Origin of the sequence: uncultured Sulfitobacter sp. (genome assembly GCF_947497275.1) — a bacterium.
In the GTDB taxonomy this organism is placed as follows: Bacteria; Pseudomonadota; Alphaproteobacteria; order Rhodobacterales; family Rhodobacteraceae; genus Sulfitobacter.
The window spans coordinates 67,564-83,421 of the sequence record NZ_CANMFS010000013.1 but is presented as its reverse complement, the minus strand read 5'-3'; the positions used below and the strand labels follow the sequence as shown (position 1 = coordinate 83,421).

The window sequence follows — 15,858 nt, the reverse complement described above, 5'->3', positions numbered from 1 at the left end:
GAGGCAGCGCGATGATGTCCTGAATGGTCTTGCGCGGATTGAGCGAGGAATAGGGATCCTGAAAGATCGGCTGAATACGCCGCGCCAGCGCCAGTCGGTCCTGCCCGTCCAACGCCTTGCCATCCACCAGAACCTCGCCCGAGGTGGGTGCCTCCAGCCCCAAGAGCACCTTGGCCAGCGTCGATTTCCCGCAACCGCTCTCGCCCACCAGCCCCAGAACATCGCCCTTATTAAGTTTCAGCGTGACATCATTGACCGCCGTCAATGGCTTCGGCGTGCCGAACAACCCCTGCTTGATCCGGTAGGTCTTGGTGACGTTGCGCAGTTCGAGAACGGGGGTATCGGTCATGGGGTCGCCTCTGCCGTGCGGGGTGTGTCGTCCGCCTCGGCAAAGCCGGTGGGGCTGATGCAGCGGAAACTGTGGCCCTGCCCCGGCGCACTCTGCACCGGAATCGCGGCGCGACAGTCGGGCCGGGCATGGGCGCAGCGGGTGCGGAAAGCGCAGCCGCTCACATCGCCGACCAGCGACGGCACGATGCCGGGAATGGTGCCCAACTCTGCCCCCCGTGCGGTTTTACCGGGCAGCGGAATACACCGCAACAGCCCGCGCGTGTAGGGATGCGACGGCGTGTCGAAGATTTCCTGCGTTGCGCCGGTTTCCACCAATTCGCCCGCGTACATCACCGCGACCTTGTCAGCCACCCGCGCCACGACGCCCAAATCATGGGTGATCAGGATCATCGCCATACCGAACTCTTTTTGCAGATCGACCAGCAACCGCAGGATCTGCGCCTGTATCGTCACGTCCAGCGCGGTCGTCGGTTCATCCGCGATGATTAGATCCGGCCCGCACATCAGCGCCATCGCGATCATCACCCGCTGGCGCAAACCACCAGACAACTGGTGCGGATACTGCGACATGCGGCTTTCGGCGGAGGTGATGCCGACCTTTTGCAACAGATCAATCGCGCGCTTTCGTGCGTCGGACATCGAGCCGTTGCCGTGCAGGGTCATCGCCTCCATCAACTGATCCCCGATGGTGTAGGCGGGGTTAAGCGATGTCATCGGCTCTTGAAAGATCATTGACATCCGCGCACCGCGCAGCTTGCGCATCTGCCGCGCCCCGGCGCGAAGCAGATCGACGCCGTCGAATTCCATTTTCGCCGCGCGCGTCTTGATCGAGCGGCCCAGTAGCCCCATCAGCGCCAGCGAGGTCAGCGATTTGCCCGATCCGCTTTCGCCGACGATGCCCAGCGTCTCGCCGGGCCTCAGGTCAAAACCGATGCCGCGTACGGCGTGCAACGTGCCGGTGTCGGTCGGAATGTCGATGGTCAGGTTCTCGACCGTGAGGATCGGTGTGTCTGTCATCGCATCAGCTCCGGTCTTCGGGGGCGGTCACATCACGCAGACCGTCGCCCATCAAATTGATCGCCAGCACCAGCACGAACAGCACCGCACCGGGGATCATCACCAGCCACGGCTCGAACAGCATCATGTTCTTGCCTTCAGACACCATCAGCCCCCACGACGGCGTCGGCGGCTGCACGCCCAGCCCCAGAAACGACAGCACCGCCTCCAGCAGGATCGCGTGCGCCATTTCCAGCGTCACGACCACGATCAAGTTGTTGGCGATGTTCGGCATGATCTCTGACCAGATGATGCGCGGCGTGGATGCACCGATGGCCCGCGCGGCGGTCACGTAATCGCGCCTGCGCACCTGCAAAGTCGAAGCGCGCATGACAACCGCGAACCGGTCCCAGAGCAGCAAGCCCAGAACCACGATCACCACCTGAAGCGATCCGCCCAGCACCGCGACCACGGCCAACGCAACCAGCACCACCGGCATCGCCAGACGCACGTTGATCAGGAAGGTCACGACAGCATCGACACGGCCTTCGAAGTATCCCGCCGCGACGCCCATCGCCGTGCCGATAATGCCCGAAATCGTCGCGGCTATGACACCGATCATCAGCGACACCCGCGCACCGTAGATCAGGCGTGACAGGTAATCGCGGCCCAGATGGTCAGTGCCCAGCGGATGGTCCCAATCGCCGCCCAGAAAAACCGGCGGCTGCATCCGGTCCATCAGCGATTGCGCGTAAGGGTCGTGCGGCGCAAGCCACGGCGCAAAGACTGCAATGACCAGCAAGATCAGCAGAACACCCGCGCCAAAAATCAGGCCCATGTGACCAAACACCCGCGTGCGCAGCCGCTGGCCCGGTGTCGGGCCTACGATCTCTTCGAGCAACGGGTCGTCGGTGGGAGGAAGCGTCGTCATCACCATCAGCCCGCCCTCATTCTGGGATCAAGCCACGCGTTCAGCACATCCGCGAGGAAGGTGAAAACGATGTAGAACATCGAGAACACGAGGATCAGCGCCTGCACCGTCGGCAGGTCATTGCGCGCGATGCTTTCCCACGCCAGATATCCCGCCCCGTGCAGCGCGAAGATCGATTCAACCACAATGGAGCCGCCCAGCATGAACCCCATCTGAACCGCGGCAAGGCTGACCACCGGGATGATCGCATTGCGCAGCGCGTGCTTGAACATCACCCGCCCCTCCGACGCGCCCTTGGCCCGGGCGGTGCGGATATAATCAGACGACAACACCTCCAACATGCCGCCGCGCGTCAGGCGCATGATCGCAGGCATCGCGTAATAGCCCAGCACGATGGTCGGCATGATGAAATGCTTCCACGTCGCCGTGCCGGAGGCGGGCAGCCATTGCAGTTTGATCGAGAACGCCACGATCAGGATCAGACCGAACCAGAACGACGGCAGCGCCTGTCCCGCCACCGACAGGAAAAGCGCGAACCGGTCGATCATGGAATTGGGCCGGATCGCCGCCACCACCCCCAGCGGCACCGCCGTCAACAAGGCAAAGCTTATGCCGCACAACCCCAGCAGCATCGTCACCTGCAACCGCTCTGCCAGAAGGCTCGCCACCGGCAGGCGAAAATAATAGCTTTCGCCGAAGTCGCCGCGCAGGGCATCGAACAGCCAGCTTGCGTATTGCACCAGCATGGGCCGGTCGAAACCGTACAGCTCGCGGATCGCCGCGACGTCTTGGTCGGTCGCCGATTCACCGGCCAGCGCCGATGCCGGATCCCCCGATAAAAACAGCAGAATGAAGCTGATGAAAGATACGGTCAAAGCCACGAGCAACGCGAGGCCCAGCCGCTTCAGTATGAATTGCAGCACGCAGGGTGTCCCCTTTCATGAAACCGGACCGGAAAGAAACGCGGGCAGCCCGATCAGGCCACCCGCAGGGATCGGCTCAGTTCCACGTCATCGTGGTGAACCGCAGCACCTCATCGGGTGTCGGCGTATAACTGACGTCGTTGTTAAACACATAGTTGGTGTTGTACGAGAACATCGGCACCCAATACGCATTGTCCGCGATCATCTTGAGCGCCTTGGAATAGTTCTCCTTGCGTACCTCCGGATCGGTCGAACTGTCGGCGATGGCCAGCGCATCGCGCACCTCCGGGTCGCGCGCATCATCCAGATCGCCGAACTTGAAGAACTGGCTGGTGATCGCGGATGTGTCGTTGATCGAATAGGATCCCCATGTCTGAAACGAGACGGGCGTGCCTTCGGACGCCCGCAACTCGCGCAGCGCCGAGTATTGCAGCATGTTGAATTCGGTCTCGATGCCGACGGCGTTCAGAAAGTTGGCGATCGCCTCGGCATAGTCGCGGTCGCGGTAGGCGTAGAACTCGGTGGTGAACCCGTCGGGATAGCCTGCCTCGGCCAGCAGCGCCTTGGCCTTTTCGGGGTCGTAGTCATATGTCGTCACCTCCTGCTCACATCCGAACTGGCTGGGGAAACACGCGGATTTGACGACCTTGCTTTTTCCCTTGAGCAGGGCATCCACCAACGTCTGGCTGTCAATGGCATGGGCCACGGCCTGACGCACCTTCTGCTTGGTGAACGGGTTGTCCTCGCCGGTGCGCCCCGCCGCGTCCAGCGTCAGATAGCCGATGCGCATAGTGCTTTCGTTGACCACGTTGAACTGGTCCAGCTGCGCCATCTTCTCTGCCTGATCCGCGGGCACCTGCCAGATCAGATCGAGCGCGCCGTTGAACATCTCGGCCAGTTGCGTGTTCACGTCCGGCACGGTGCGGATATCGATCTTGCCGATGCTGGGCTGGCCCTTGGGACTGTCGTGATAGCCCTCGTATTTCTCCAGCACGAAATGTTGGCCGGGAACGACTTCCGTCACCTTGTAAGGGCCTGTGCCCACCGGCTCCAGCCCCATGCCCGTCGGCCCGACCTTGGCGTAATATTCGTCGGGGTACATCGACACCGGACCCGACAGAAATTCGATAGCCGCCGGGAACGGTTCCTTGAGGATGATGCGCACGGTATAGTCATCAACCTTCTCGGCCGATTTCATCCAGTTCACGTTGCGCTGCGTCTTGGCTCCGTTGGCCTCGTCCGCGACATAGTTGACAGTATAGACCACATCGTCGGCGTTGAATTTCTCGCCGTTGTGAAAAGTCACATCTTCGCGCAACTTCAGCTCCAGCGTGACATCGTCGATCCAATTCCACTCTGTTGCCAGATTTCCCTCGTATTCGTTGGTGTCAGGATCGCGGTAGATCAACCCGTCCCAGATCGCACGTTGCAGCACGACACCCTCGCGCGACGAGTTGAAATAGCTGTCGACGTTTTCCAGCTCTTTGGTGAAGGCCACGTTCAGCGTATCGTTGGCCTTGTCCGCAGAGGCAGCGCCCGCGACTGTCATGGCCAGAACGGCAGCTGTGGATTTCAAAACCTTACGCATGATGCTGTCTCCGTTTGTGTCCCTGTACGGACAATTGAGGTTGCTCTCGTATTATATATTAATATTGTGGATTGATTAGTGATAAGCCTAGCGTGAGACCGCCCCCGCAAGTCAAGCAAAATTATTCCGCCGGCGGCGGTTGGAGACTGACCCATGACCGGAAAGCAAAATACGCTCTATGTGGCCTCGCTGGCAAAAGGTCTGCGGTTGCTGCGCGCGTTCGACCAGTCCGCGACCGACCTATCGCTGGCGGAATTGTCGCAACGCACGGGCCTGGAGAAAAGCGCGACACAGCGGCTGGCAAATACGCTTCACCTCGAAGGGATGCTGGACAAGGACCCTAAAACAAGGCGCTTTCGCCCATCCCACGCCTGGCTACAGCTTGCATATGTCTATTTCTGGTCCGATCCGTTGGTCGGTCTTGCCATGCCGACACTCATCGATCTGTCGCAACGGTTCGGTGTCACCGTCAATCTGGCAGAGATCTCCGGCGACCATATCCTCTATGTCAGCCGCATTCCCGGCAAGAGCAGTCAGTTCGCCAGCACGATTGTAGGACGCCGTTTGCCCGCCCTGAACGCTGCCGCGGGGCGGGCCATCGTTTCCACCTGGCCCGCCGAAAAAACCGACGACGCGATCAATAACTGGGCAATCGAACAATTCACTCCCAGCACCACGCAGGATCGCGGCACCATCCGCGCGGCCCTCGATCAGGCGCGCACGCAGGGATACGCGATTACCCAGGACCAGATGATCATGGACCAGACGGGCATCGCCGCCCCTGTGAAAGGACATGACGGAACGGCCTTCAGCGCCGTGCAATGCTCGTTTCCATCGCGGCTCTGGCCGATGGAACGGATATTGCAGGACGCCCTGCCTTATATTCTCGAATCCGCGCAGGCTATCGTCCCGCATACGCGCGCATCGTTCTAGCGCGCGGCAATCTTGCCATGCCCGCGGCATACCGGTACCACGGGTCAACGTCCCCTGCCCGCCCCGCCAAGAAGGCAGCCGAATGACCCGGATCACACCCGCCCCTACGGACATCTTCATCATCGGCGGCGGCGTGAACGGCTGCGGCATCGCCCGGGACGCCGCCGGACGGGGCCTGTCGGTGACACTGGCCGAGATGAACGATCTGGCCTCCGCCACCTCATCCGCCTCGACCAAGCTGTTTCACGGCGGTCTGCGCTATCTCGAATACTTCGAAATCAATCTGGTGCGGCACGCGCTCGCCGAACGCGAGGTCCTGCTCCGGGCGATGCCGCACATCAGCTGGCCGATGCGCTTTGTGCTGCCCTATCACCCGGATATGCGGTTCGAAGGTGAAACGCCGGTTTCCAAACTGATCAACACGGTGATGCCATGGATAAAGGGACGCAGGCCCGCGTGGATGATCCGTGCTGGTCTCTTCCTTTATGACCACCTTGGTGGGCGCAGGATATTGCCCGCCACGCGCACCCTTTCCCTGCGCGGCACGCCGGAGGGCGCGGCGCTTGACGACCGGTTCGCGCGTGCGTTCGAATACTCCGACTGCTGGATCGAGGACAGTCGCCTCGTTGTGCTCAATGCCCGCGATGCAGCGCGGCTTGGCGCGACGGTCCTGACCCGAACGCGTGTGATATCGGCAACGCGCGCGGACGGTCTGTGGCAGATCGAAACCGACGGCGTGCACGGCCCCCGGACCCATCGCGCGCGAATTCTCGTGAACGCGGGTGGCCCGTGGGTCGGTGACATTATCCAGAACACCGTGCGCATCAATTCAACCGAAGGGGTGCGGCTCGTGCGCGGCAGCCATATCGTCACAAAACTCCTTTATAGCCATGATAAATGCTACTTCTTTCAGGGCACGGACGGTCGCATCGTTTTCGCGATTCCCTACGAGTCCGATTTCACGCTGATCGGCACCACCGACATCGAGCACCACGATGCAGATAAGAAGCCCGAATGTACGCCTGAAGAACGCGATTACCTTATCTCGTTCGTGAACGCGTACCTCAAACACGACATTACCGTCGATGATGTCGTCTGGACCTATTCCGGCGTGCGGCCCCTTTATGACGACGGTGCAAAAACCGCCACTGCCGCGACACGCGACTACGTTCTGAAACTGGATGATACCGGTGCCCCCATCCTTAATATATTCGGGGGCAAGATCACGACGTACCGCAAACTGGCCGAAGACGCGATGGGCAAGCTTGCGCCACATTTCCCCGCGTTAGCCCCACATTGGACCGCCGGTGCGCCTTTGCCGGGCGGGGATTTCGATGTGTCGGATGTCGATGCGCTGATCGACGCGCTGCGCCGCGATTATCCGTTTCTGGGTGCAGCCTGGGCGCGTCGGTTGATCCGCGCCTACGGAACCGATGCGCGCAGTGTCCTTGGCCCGGCCCAGACCGCCGCCGACTTGGGCCGGGACTTCGGTGCAACCCTGACGGAAGCCGAAGTCCGCTATCTGGTTCGAACCGAATATGCCCGCAGCGCCGACGACATCCTGTGGCGCCGCTCCAAACTGGGTCTGCTGCTGGACAAACCGGCCGCTACCGCGCTTGATGCTTTCGTGACAACACTGACGGAGCCCGCATGACCGCCCGCCATATTCTCGCCATCGACCAAGGCACCACATCTTCCCGCGCGCTGATCTTTGATCAACAGATGCAGGTCGTCGCCACGGCCCAGGAAGAATTCAAGCAGCACTTCCCGCAATCGGGATGGGTCGAACACGACCCGCAGGATCTGTGGCAGACCACCCTGCGCACCTGCCGCGCGGCGCTTGAACAGGGGGTCTGCACCGCGCAGGATATTGCCGCCATCGGGATCACGAACCAACGTGAAACCACCATCGTCTGGGATACCGAGACCGGCGAGACGCTGGGCCGCGCTATCGTCTGGCAGGACAGGCGCACCGCCACGATGTGCCGGACCCTGCGTGACGCAGGTCTCGAAGATCTGATCGTCGCGCAGACCGGTCTGCTGCTCGACCCCTACTTCTCGGGAACCAAGCTGAAATGGATCCTTGACCGCCACGACGATGCCCGCCACCGCGCGCGCGCCGGCACTGTGAAATTCGGCACCGTCGACAGTTTTCTGATCTGGCATTTGACCGGCGGCGCGGTCCACGTTACCGATGCCACCAACGCCGCGCGCACGATGCTGTACGATATCCATCGTGGCACCTGGAGCGCGGAGATCTGCGATGCGCTCGACATTCCGTTGGAGATGCTGCCCGAGGTGAAAGACTGCGCCGCTGAGTTCGGCCACACCGACAGCGAGATTTTCGGTCCGCGCATCCCCATCACCGGCGTCGCGGGCGACCAGCAGGCCGCAACCGTCGGTCAGGCCTGCTTTGCCCCCGGCATGGTGAAATCCACCTACGGCACCGGCTGCTTTGCCCTGCTGAACACCGGCACCACGCCAGTGACTTCGCAAAACCGGCTTCTCACTACCATCGCCTATCAGCTTGACGGCACGCCGACCTATGCCCTTGAAGGGTCGATTTTTGTCGCCGGTGCGGTTGTGCAGTGGCTGCGCGACGGTCTGGGCATCATCTCGCAGGCGTCTGAGACCCACGCATTGGCCGACCGCGCCGATCCCGCGCAAGAAGTGATCATCGTTCCTGCTTTTGCGGGCCTTGGCGCACCCTATTGGAATCCCGACTGTCGCGGCGCGATCTTCGGACTGACACGGGGCACCGGACCCGCCGAAATGGCGCGCGCCGCGCTGGAAAGTGTCGGCTTTCAGACCCGCGATCTGCTGGAGGCGATGCACGCGGACTGGCAAGACACCGTCGCTGCTCCGACGCTGCGTGTGGACGGCGGTCTGGCATCGAGCGATTGGGCCATGCAGTTTCTCAGTGATGTCATCGACGCGCCTGTTGACCGACCCGCCAACCTGGAAACGACCGCGCTCGGGGCGGCCTGGTTGGCCGGGATGCACGCCGGGATCTATCCGGACATGGAAGCTTTTGCCGCCGGTTGGGCCGTGGAGCGAACCTTCACCCCCGTGATGGATCCAGATGACAGAGAAGCCCGCTATGCCGCATGGGGTCGCGCCCTGCGCGCAACGCTGTCTGTGTAGCAACCAATAGTAAGGCATGGTCAAAGATGCGGAAACTTGCGATAACCGGTTTTCGAAACACTGCACAGGCTGCAAGATGACCGACACCCCGAATGTCCCGAGCCACGAGCTTGTCTATCGCGCCGCACGCGATCTGATCCTGTTTGGAGAATTGACGCCCGGCGAGGCGGTGACAATTCAGGGTATCGTCGACCGCCTTGGCGCCGGTATCACCCCCGCGCGTGAGGCAATACGCCGCCTGACCGCCGAAGGCGCATTGCGCGCCAGCGACAACCGCCGCGTGGTTGTGCCGCAGCTTACCATGGACCAGCTACAGGAGCTGACTTACGCACGCACCGGTATCGAGCCACAGATCGCGCGCCTTGCCGCCGTTGCGATGGAAAGCGCGGACATTGACACGCTCGAAGCGATCGACGCACGCGTCAACGACGCAATCGAGCAGGGCGATATCCGCGGATATTTACGCCATAACCACGCGTTTCACTGGACCCTCTATGCCCATTCCGAAGCGGAAATCCTGATGTCCACAGCTGCTTCGCATTGGTTGCGCGCCGGGCCATCGCTGCGGGTGATGGTCATGCGCGCCGATGCACAGTTACTGCCCGATATGCACCAAGTCGCTCTCGCGGCCCTGCGCGATCAGGATTACGAAGCGGTCGGCGAAGCCGTCCATCAGGATATTCTTCAAGGTCATGCACATATCGCACAAGGCCTTGAAGAAAGTCTCTGATACGCGGGATAGAGACTACTTTGTGTGGTAATCTTCGATCACGGCCACCTCATGTTTTGATCCCAGAATAACCGGCACACGCTGATGGTGGCCGGTCGGGACAACTTCGAGAATACGGCCGGTTCCGGTGGACGACGCACCGCCTGCCGCCTCGACCAGCATTCCCATTGGGTTCGCCTCGTACATGAGGCGCAGCTTGCCGCCCTGTGCCGCGTTGCCACTGTCCTTTGGATACAGGAACACGCCGCCGCGCGTCAGGATCCGGTGCACATCCGCTACCATCGAAGCACACCAGCGCATATTGAATGTCTTGCCACGCGGACCATCCACGCCACGCAGGCAACCGTCGATATACTGGCGCACAGGCGCCTCCCACAGATCGTAGCGCGATGCGTTGATCGCGAATTCCTGCGTCTCAGGGGGGATTGTCATATCAGGTTGTGTCAGCAGGAAGGAACCGCTTCCGGGGTGGTGCGTAAACCCGTCGACCCCCTGCCCGGTCGTGATCACCAGACCGGTGGAAGGCCCGTAGATCGCATAGCCTGCAGCGATCTGCGCGGTACCCTTGATCTGCACCGCGCTGTCCGTTGTCTCGATTGACGCATCCAGACGGACAATGGAAAAAATCGTGCCAACCGACAGGTTCACATCCAAATTCGAAGAGCCATCCAGCGGATCGTAATAGACGATGAAATCGCCCGCTTGCGGGGTATCCTTGCGCCAGTTTACCGCGTCCACTTCCTCAGACACCAATGCCGCGACCCGCGTGTTCCTCCCCACCTGCGCCTGGAATATCTCGTCCGAAATCACATCCAGCGCCTTCTGTGCCTCGCCCTGAACGTTCTGTGTTCCGGCGGCCCCCAGATTGCCCGCGAACGCCCCATGCCGCACCTCGTCCGCAATCATGCGACAGGCCTCCGCGATGTCCTCGAACAGGATCATCAGATCAGTGTCCGTTGAGCCCGCTCTCAGATGCTGTCGCAATGTCATTTGTGTCATCGTCTTTCCTTTCCTTTTCAGGCGTTCTTCTTGCCCGCGACAAGCTGCGCCACCGCCTGCGCCAGCCAGTCGGGATCGACCGCGCCCGCTTTGAGCGTCACCGTCAGATCACCGCTTGCCGCCCGCTTAACCGCGACATGAACATCGCCGTTCTCCGCCCTGCTCACTTGCGTCTTTGTCTTCGGCGGCTTCGGGGCTTCGGACTTGCCCCGCAGACGCGGAATAATCTCGCGGAACGCCCGCTTTGGTGTGGCCGCAATATCAATTTCGGCAATGATCCTGTCGTGCAACTCGACACAGGCGCGGCCCAAAGACACATCGTTCTGACTGACTGACAATCGCTGCGCAATCTCGTGTTGCGACAGATCGCCGAGCGCATCGGCGATCAAACCGACCGACAACAGTTCTTCGAACCCTGACAGGTTCTTGCGCATGGTGTTCTCGTGAAACCGCTCTTCGAGATCGGCGAGCGCGGCTTCGCCCTCGACAGTGGACAGGACCGCGACCACCTTGCGGTCAAGCTGCCGGCACGCCGCCAGACGTCTGCGCCCCGACTGGATGATGAACTGATCCGCCGTGTCGAGTGGGTGGTCGTGATCGGGTTGCCAGTCGGGGTTTTTGGGCCGCACGCGGATCGCCTGCGTCTGGCCGCGCCGCTTGATATTGTCGACCAGCGCGGCGAACTCCGGGTCGTCCTCCCAGCCGGTTATGCGGTCGCTGCCGTTCGGATCCTCGATCTGCGAGGGCAACAACTCGATCGCGACGGTGCCGTTGAGGATTCCGTCGCTGAGAGTGGCACGGGTATCTTCCAGACGCTGGCGCAGCATGTTCATGGCGGTGCCGCCCCACATGCCACCCATGCCAGGCTTGCCCTCTGCGCCGATCTCGTCTTCAAGGGGTACGGTTGTCGCGTCCAGTTTGCGTTTACGGGCCATCAGCTCCACCTTTCCTTGATGAATTCATCCGCGAACCCACGCGTGGGTAAATGCGGCAATACCCGTGCGACCAAGCCGTCATTCACGGCATTTGCGTTTGCCATGAATGCCTTGGCCGAAGCGCGGCGAGTGCGGGGCGGCAAGTATTCGTAGATGCTTTTATACTCCTCCGCTGCGTTGGCAATCGCGTCGGAACGATTGTACCACACCTGGCTGATCTCGCGCGGGGAACGGCGGTACAGATCGAGGATCTGGTCGGTATCCTGATTGTTCTGCTCTTGCACGATGGTCGGCAACACCACATGGTTGCCGTTGCCGATCTCTAGATCGGCTTCGAACCCCATGATGAATTCCAAGTACTCCCCGATATTCCCGATGTACGTCGCAAGCGTGGCCAGATCGAACCCCTTCATCGTTTGTGGGATTACCACGCTGTCCGCCGCTATCAGGCCGTTCAATTGCATCAAGGTCAGCGATGGCTGCTGGTCGATTATGATCACGTCTAGCGCCTCGTTCAATGCGGATTCGAGGCGGGTAGGGTCGAATGCCCCCTCGGCGTTGCGCAGCTCGCTAACTGAAGTCGCAGGCGGATGCGCCGCGTCCCACTCCGCAATCGCATCGCGCAGCACACGGTAGACCGGCACGCCGCCGCGCTGGGATAGAAAAAACAGGCTGATGTCGCCATTTTGAATATTTGCGCCGCCCGGGATCAGGCGCACACCGGGCCAAGGCGTCGGACGCCAGATTGCGTTCAGCTCCTCCACCGTGCGCGGCGTCAACTCGGACGCGCCGGGATCGTCAACGCCCATAAATTCCGCAAGCGTCGGCGTGTCGGGCGCGAAGAGCGGCAGGTCCGCATCCGCGAAATACAGACTTGCAGTAGCCTGCGGATCGGCGTCGATCACCCCGACGCGCAAGCCGTAGAACAACGACAGGTACTGTGCGAAATGGGCGGCAGTCAGGGATTTTCCCGTGCCGCCTTTTTGCGCGCCAAAGGTGATCACCTTGAGCGGATCGCCGCGCTGGCGCCAGTACAGGTGATCCCGCCGTGCGCCGGGGCGACTTGCAAGGATCCCGCGGATGGTCAGGATTTCGGAGGGAGAGAAGCTACGCTCCCGACCGATCCGTTCGCCTTCGGGATAATGTGGTTCATCCTTGGCAATGCGCGCAAGGTATGTCACGTCAACACCAAGAAACTCCGACACTTCCGTCTGCGAAAACCGGCGCGAGACACGGCTGCGCATGGTTAGATCCCGCTGGAGTTTGGTATTCACCTGCGCCATGACGCGGCTGAGATTGCGAATGAACTGCTCGAACTGTCCGTAGGCCATTATTATTATATCCGCGGATATTTCTACGCCGCGACCGTGGCGGAGATTGCCGCCGAGGGCAACCGTTCGCGGTAGAGTTTCCACCGTCGCAGATAGGATTTCAGAAGTTTCTGTTCGGTCGCTGCATCAGAGATGACTGGCAAAGCCTTGCAGAGCCGGATCAGCTGAAACTTGCTTGGCGGTTTACGCCAATGCGGCTGCCAGTCCTCCTGCAACGCGCAAATCAACCTGGCAAGCGCGGCCTGCGTCGGCAAGTACGCAACCAGCGCAGGGCCAATGCCGAGCGGCGGCGCCGATTTCAGGCCAACATTGGCGAAAAATCTGGAAAGTGCGGCGTCAATATCCGCGGATATTGGCCGATCGCTGACAGGTATCGCGCGGTTGGTGGCAGAACGGGACCTGGCGATCAGCGTGTCGGAAGGCCAGCTCTCAAAATCAGGGTAGGGCGCCTTACCAACGGCGATCTTCCACCCAGAAAGGATATCGACCACTTCCGACGGCTTTGACGGAGAGTGATTATTATGAATATGATTTTTAGTTTCTAACGGGCGTTCAGCAGGTTGAACGGTGCGTTCAGCCCGCCTGCGGCTTTTTCCGAGGCCCGCGCGCCATTCTTTCCAGAACGTCACGGTGTAGCGGAGGCGGTAATTGTACCCGTTCGCCATTTTCTGTTCTTCGGTGGTGATCACGCCAACGTCCCGCAGTTCAGCAATATAACCGGAGATAGCAGCGCGCGAACGGCCAAGCTTGCGTCCGACCTGTGCGAGAGATGGCCAGCACTGGCCTTCGGCGTTCGCCATGCGGCACAGTTCTGCGAGCGTACGGAAAGCGCCGGGTGTCAGTTCAAGGTCAAACACGGCGACGGGAAAAGCGACAAACCCCTTGTTAGGGTCGCAATCTAGTATTTCAGACATAAAAGCTCCTTGCACCGCAAGCAGGGCTTGCGGCGATTCGGTTGCTTTGGTACTGTCATGAGTAAGCAAACGGACAGTGTCAAAGCGGACATTGACGGAATGGGCTCGTATGGCTGCAACCATGCGGGCCCTTTGTTTTCATGCGAATGTCAGGATCTGCTGCGCCTCCATCGTGGTTTCATGCGAACCCAAAAGATACCGTCATTGCGGATGCCTTGGTTGGGTTGTCTGCCTCTGAAAGGGTGTATCCCCTCTTAGTCCCTGTATTAGGCCACAGATTATATCAAATGCAATGACTAATCTCGTGCAGGCGTTGCCAGTGCCGCGCGACAGGCCGCGAACCGGGGCTGCCTGCGTGGATGGGCAAGCCGGAAAGAACCCGCTAACATCGTCCGAGGGAGAGCGCCGATGGAAAGATGGATAGCTGTAGACGTACAGGCGGACGCGGCCCGGATCCGAATGATGGAGCAGCGGCGCGTGATTGACGATCATCTGGTTCCGCTGGATGTGAAATCGTCTTCGATGCAAAATGTGGTCGACGCGGCCCTTCCGCTGCTCGGGTCGTACATTGGTACCAATGGTACAATGCCGTTGATCTGTGCCGGTGCTGACGATGCGCCGCAGGTACCGGTGCCGTGCGCGCCGCCTGCCGCATCGCAGGCCCAAGATCCGCGCCTGAAAGCCTATGTTCTGCCGGGCCTTGTGCAATCACGACCCAAAGACGCGGTCGGACACGAAATCGCGCAGATCAGCGGCTGCATGGCCGCGCGTCCGGAGTGGGATGGGGTTCTGTGCCTGCCCGGCGCGCGGTCGGTCTGGGTCCATATCAGCGCCGGCGAAATCGTCAGTTTCCGCAGCTTTCTGTCGCCGGAACTCATCAAGGTAATCGCGGCGCGTTCCAGTCTTGCGCCGATGCTGTCATCCGACAAGTGGGACGAAACGGCTTTCGGGCAGGCGTTGGGCGATGCGATGTCACGGCCGGAAAATCTGGCTGCGGCACTCGCGTCGATTCAGGTGCAGGATGCGCCGCCGGAGGTCGCGCACGCGCAAGTGGCGGCGCTCTTGATCGGAATGGAGCTTGCCGCCGCGCGCCCCTATTGGCTGGGGCAGGATGTTTCCATTGTCGGTACCGGCGTTCTGGCGGCACAGTATCACGCCGCGCTGACAGGGCAGGGGGTGCCGGCTGCGATCCTGGACGGCGACGATATGATGCTGCGCGGTTTCATCCGCGCCTACGAGGAACTGTATCCATGACGGCAAAAATATTCGATGCAACGCAATGTCTGCTGGGGGAGGGGCCGCTGTGGCATCCTGAACGGCAGGCGTTGTTCTGGTTCGATGTGATAAACAAACGGCTCTACGGTGAAGGTCGTGTCCGGCAGTTCGACGAACGTGTTTCGGCAGCGGGATGGGTGGATCACGATACGCTGCTCGTCGCGTCGGAAACGCAGCTTTTCACGCTGGATCTGGAGACTGGGGCGCAGCGACACATCGCCCCGCTGGAAGCGGATAATTCCATAACCCGATCGAACGATGGCCGTGCGGATCCATTTGGCGGGTTCTGGATCGGCAGCATGGGGCGGCGTTTTGAAAAGGGCGCAGGTGCTATCCACCGGTACTATCGCGGCACGGTAGAAACGTTGTATACGGACATCACCGTCGCCAACGCGATCTGCTTCACGCCGGACAGGCAATTCGCTTATTACACCGATACGCCTGCCCGGCAGGTGATGCGGCAGGCGCTCGATACCGAAGGTTGGCCCAAGGATGCGCCGGAGGTGTTCATAGATACCCGCGACGAAGGATTGAACCCTGACGGGGCCGTCGTCGACATGGAGGGATGTCTTTGGATCGCCCAATGGGGGTCCGCGCGGGTGGCCCGCTATGGGGCGGATGGCAGTTTCATGGGGGCAGTCAGTGTGGGCGCACGGCAATCAAGCTGTCCGGCCTTCGGCGGACCGGATCTGAGCACACTTTACGTCACATCGGCGGCGGTGAAACTCGACGGTCCGATGGAGGGGAAGACCTTTGTCTGCGAGACGCAGGCAACGGGCCAGCGTGAACACCGCGTGATTCTGTAACC

At 60.9% G+C, this 15,858-nt stretch carries 15 protein-coding genes; 6 read left to right on the top strand and 9 right to left on the bottom strand.

Annotated features, from left to right (window positions below; translation table 11 throughout):
* The 5 genes from Q1A06_RS18895 to Q1A06_RS18875 all read right to left on the bottom strand — a co-directional run.
* The coding region (locus Q1A06_RS18895; protein ID WP_299567225.1) for an ATP-binding cassette domain-containing protein at positions 1–349 on the bottom strand (349 nt) is incomplete at its 3' end.
* Positions 346–1,368, bottom strand: coding sequence for an ABC transporter ATP-binding protein (locus tag Q1A06_RS18890; protein WP_299567223.1), 1,023 nt, complete (start codon positions 1,366–1,368; stop codon positions 346–348). The genes Q1A06_RS18890 and Q1A06_RS18895, both read right to left, overlap by 4 nt.
* Before the next feature lie 4 nt (positions 1,369–1,372).
* The gene (locus Q1A06_RS18885) at positions 1,373–2,278 is read right to left on the bottom strand and encodes an ABC transporter permease (protein WP_299567221.1); all 906 of its coding nucleotides are present in this window, start codon (positions 2,276–2,278) and stop codon (positions 1,373–1,375) included.
* 5 nt (positions 2,279–2,283) lie between these two features.
* Entirely contained in the window at positions 2,284–3,201 is a 918-nt protein-coding gene (locus Q1A06_RS18880) for an ABC transporter permease (RefSeq protein WP_299567218.1), read from the bottom strand.
* A gap of 76 nt (positions 3,202–3,277) precedes the next feature.
* On the bottom strand, positions 3,278–4,750 hold the full coding sequence (locus Q1A06_RS18875) for an ABC transporter substrate-binding protein (RefSeq protein ID WP_299567227.1): 1,473 nt from the start codon (positions 4,748–4,750) through the stop codon (positions 3,278–3,280).
* Positions 4,751–4,942: 192 nt separating this feature from the next.
* Here Q1A06_RS18875 and Q1A06_RS18870 point away from each other — a divergent pair, with 192 nt between their 5' ends.
* The 4 genes from Q1A06_RS18870 to Q1A06_RS18855 all read left to right on the top strand — a co-directional run bounded on the left by Q1A06_RS18870 (position 4,943) and on the right by Q1A06_RS18855 (position 9,596).
* A complete protein-coding gene (locus Q1A06_RS18870; protein WP_299567216.1) occupies positions 4,943–5,722 on the top strand; it encodes an IclR family transcriptional regulator in 780 nt (259 codons plus the stop codon).
* A gap of 82 nt (positions 5,723–5,804) precedes the next feature.
* On the top strand, positions 5,805–7,376 hold the full coding sequence (gene glpD / locus Q1A06_RS18865) for a glycerol-3-phosphate dehydrogenase (RefSeq protein WP_299567214.1): 1,572 nt from the start codon (positions 5,805–5,807) through the stop codon (positions 7,374–7,376).
* Positions 7,373–8,866: a glycerol kinase GlpK gene (gene glpK, locus Q1A06_RS18860; protein ID WP_299567212.1), complete on the top strand. Its 1,494-nt coding sequence runs from the start codon at positions 7,373–7,375 to the stop codon at positions 8,864–8,866. Before glpD ends, glpK begins: the two co-directional genes overlap by 4 nt.
* A gap of 76 nt (positions 8,867–8,942) precedes the next feature.
* On the top strand, positions 8,943–9,596 hold the full coding sequence (locus tag Q1A06_RS18855; RefSeq protein ID WP_299567210.1) for a GntR family transcriptional regulator: 654 nt from the start codon (positions 8,943–8,945) through the stop codon (positions 9,594–9,596).
* 15 nt (positions 9,597–9,611) lie between these two features.
* Here Q1A06_RS18855 and Q1A06_RS18850 read toward each other — a convergent pair whose 3' ends face one another.
* From Q1A06_RS18850 to Q1A06_RS18835, 4 genes are read right to left on the bottom strand one after another with little or no spacing between them, the layout of a single operon-like run.
* Positions 9,612–10,595, bottom strand: a complete 984-nt coding sequence (locus tag Q1A06_RS18850; protein ID WP_299567208.1) for a class 1 fructose-bisphosphatase — start codon at positions 10,593–10,595, stop codon at positions 9,612–9,614.
* Positions 10,596–10,612: 17 nt separating this feature from the next.
* Complete coding sequence (locus Q1A06_RS18845) at positions 10,613–11,530, bottom strand: ParB N-terminal domain-containing protein (RefSeq protein ID WP_299567206.1); 918 nt, start codon at positions 11,528–11,530, stop codon at positions 10,613–10,615.
* Entirely contained in the window at positions 11,530–12,861 is a 1,332-nt protein-coding gene (locus Q1A06_RS18840) for a ParA family protein (RefSeq protein ID WP_299567204.1), read from the bottom strand. Before Q1A06_RS18840 ends, Q1A06_RS18845 begins: the two co-directional genes overlap by 1 nt.
* Before the next feature lie 23 nt (positions 12,862–12,884).
* A complete protein-coding gene (locus tag Q1A06_RS18835) occupies positions 12,885–13,898 on the bottom strand; it encodes a helix-turn-helix domain-containing protein (RefSeq protein ID WP_299567202.1) in 1,014 nt (337 codons plus the stop codon).
* A 285-nt stretch (positions 13,899–14,183) separates the two neighbouring features.
* Here Q1A06_RS18835 and Q1A06_RS18830 point away from each other — a divergent pair, with 285 nt between their 5' ends.
* Together Q1A06_RS18830 and Q1A06_RS18825 are read left to right on the top strand one after the other, a co-directional pair.
* A complete protein-coding gene (locus tag Q1A06_RS18830) occupies positions 14,184–15,029 on the top strand; it encodes a 2-dehydro-3-deoxygalactonokinase (RefSeq protein WP_299567200.1) in 846 nt (281 codons plus the stop codon).
* Positions 15,026–15,856: an SMP-30/gluconolactonase/LRE family protein gene (locus Q1A06_RS18825; protein WP_299567198.1), complete on the top strand. Its 831-nt coding sequence runs from the start codon at positions 15,026–15,028 to the stop codon at positions 15,854–15,856. Before Q1A06_RS18830 ends, Q1A06_RS18825 begins: the two co-directional genes overlap by 4 nt.
* Positions 15,857–15,858 lie beyond the last annotated feature (2 nt).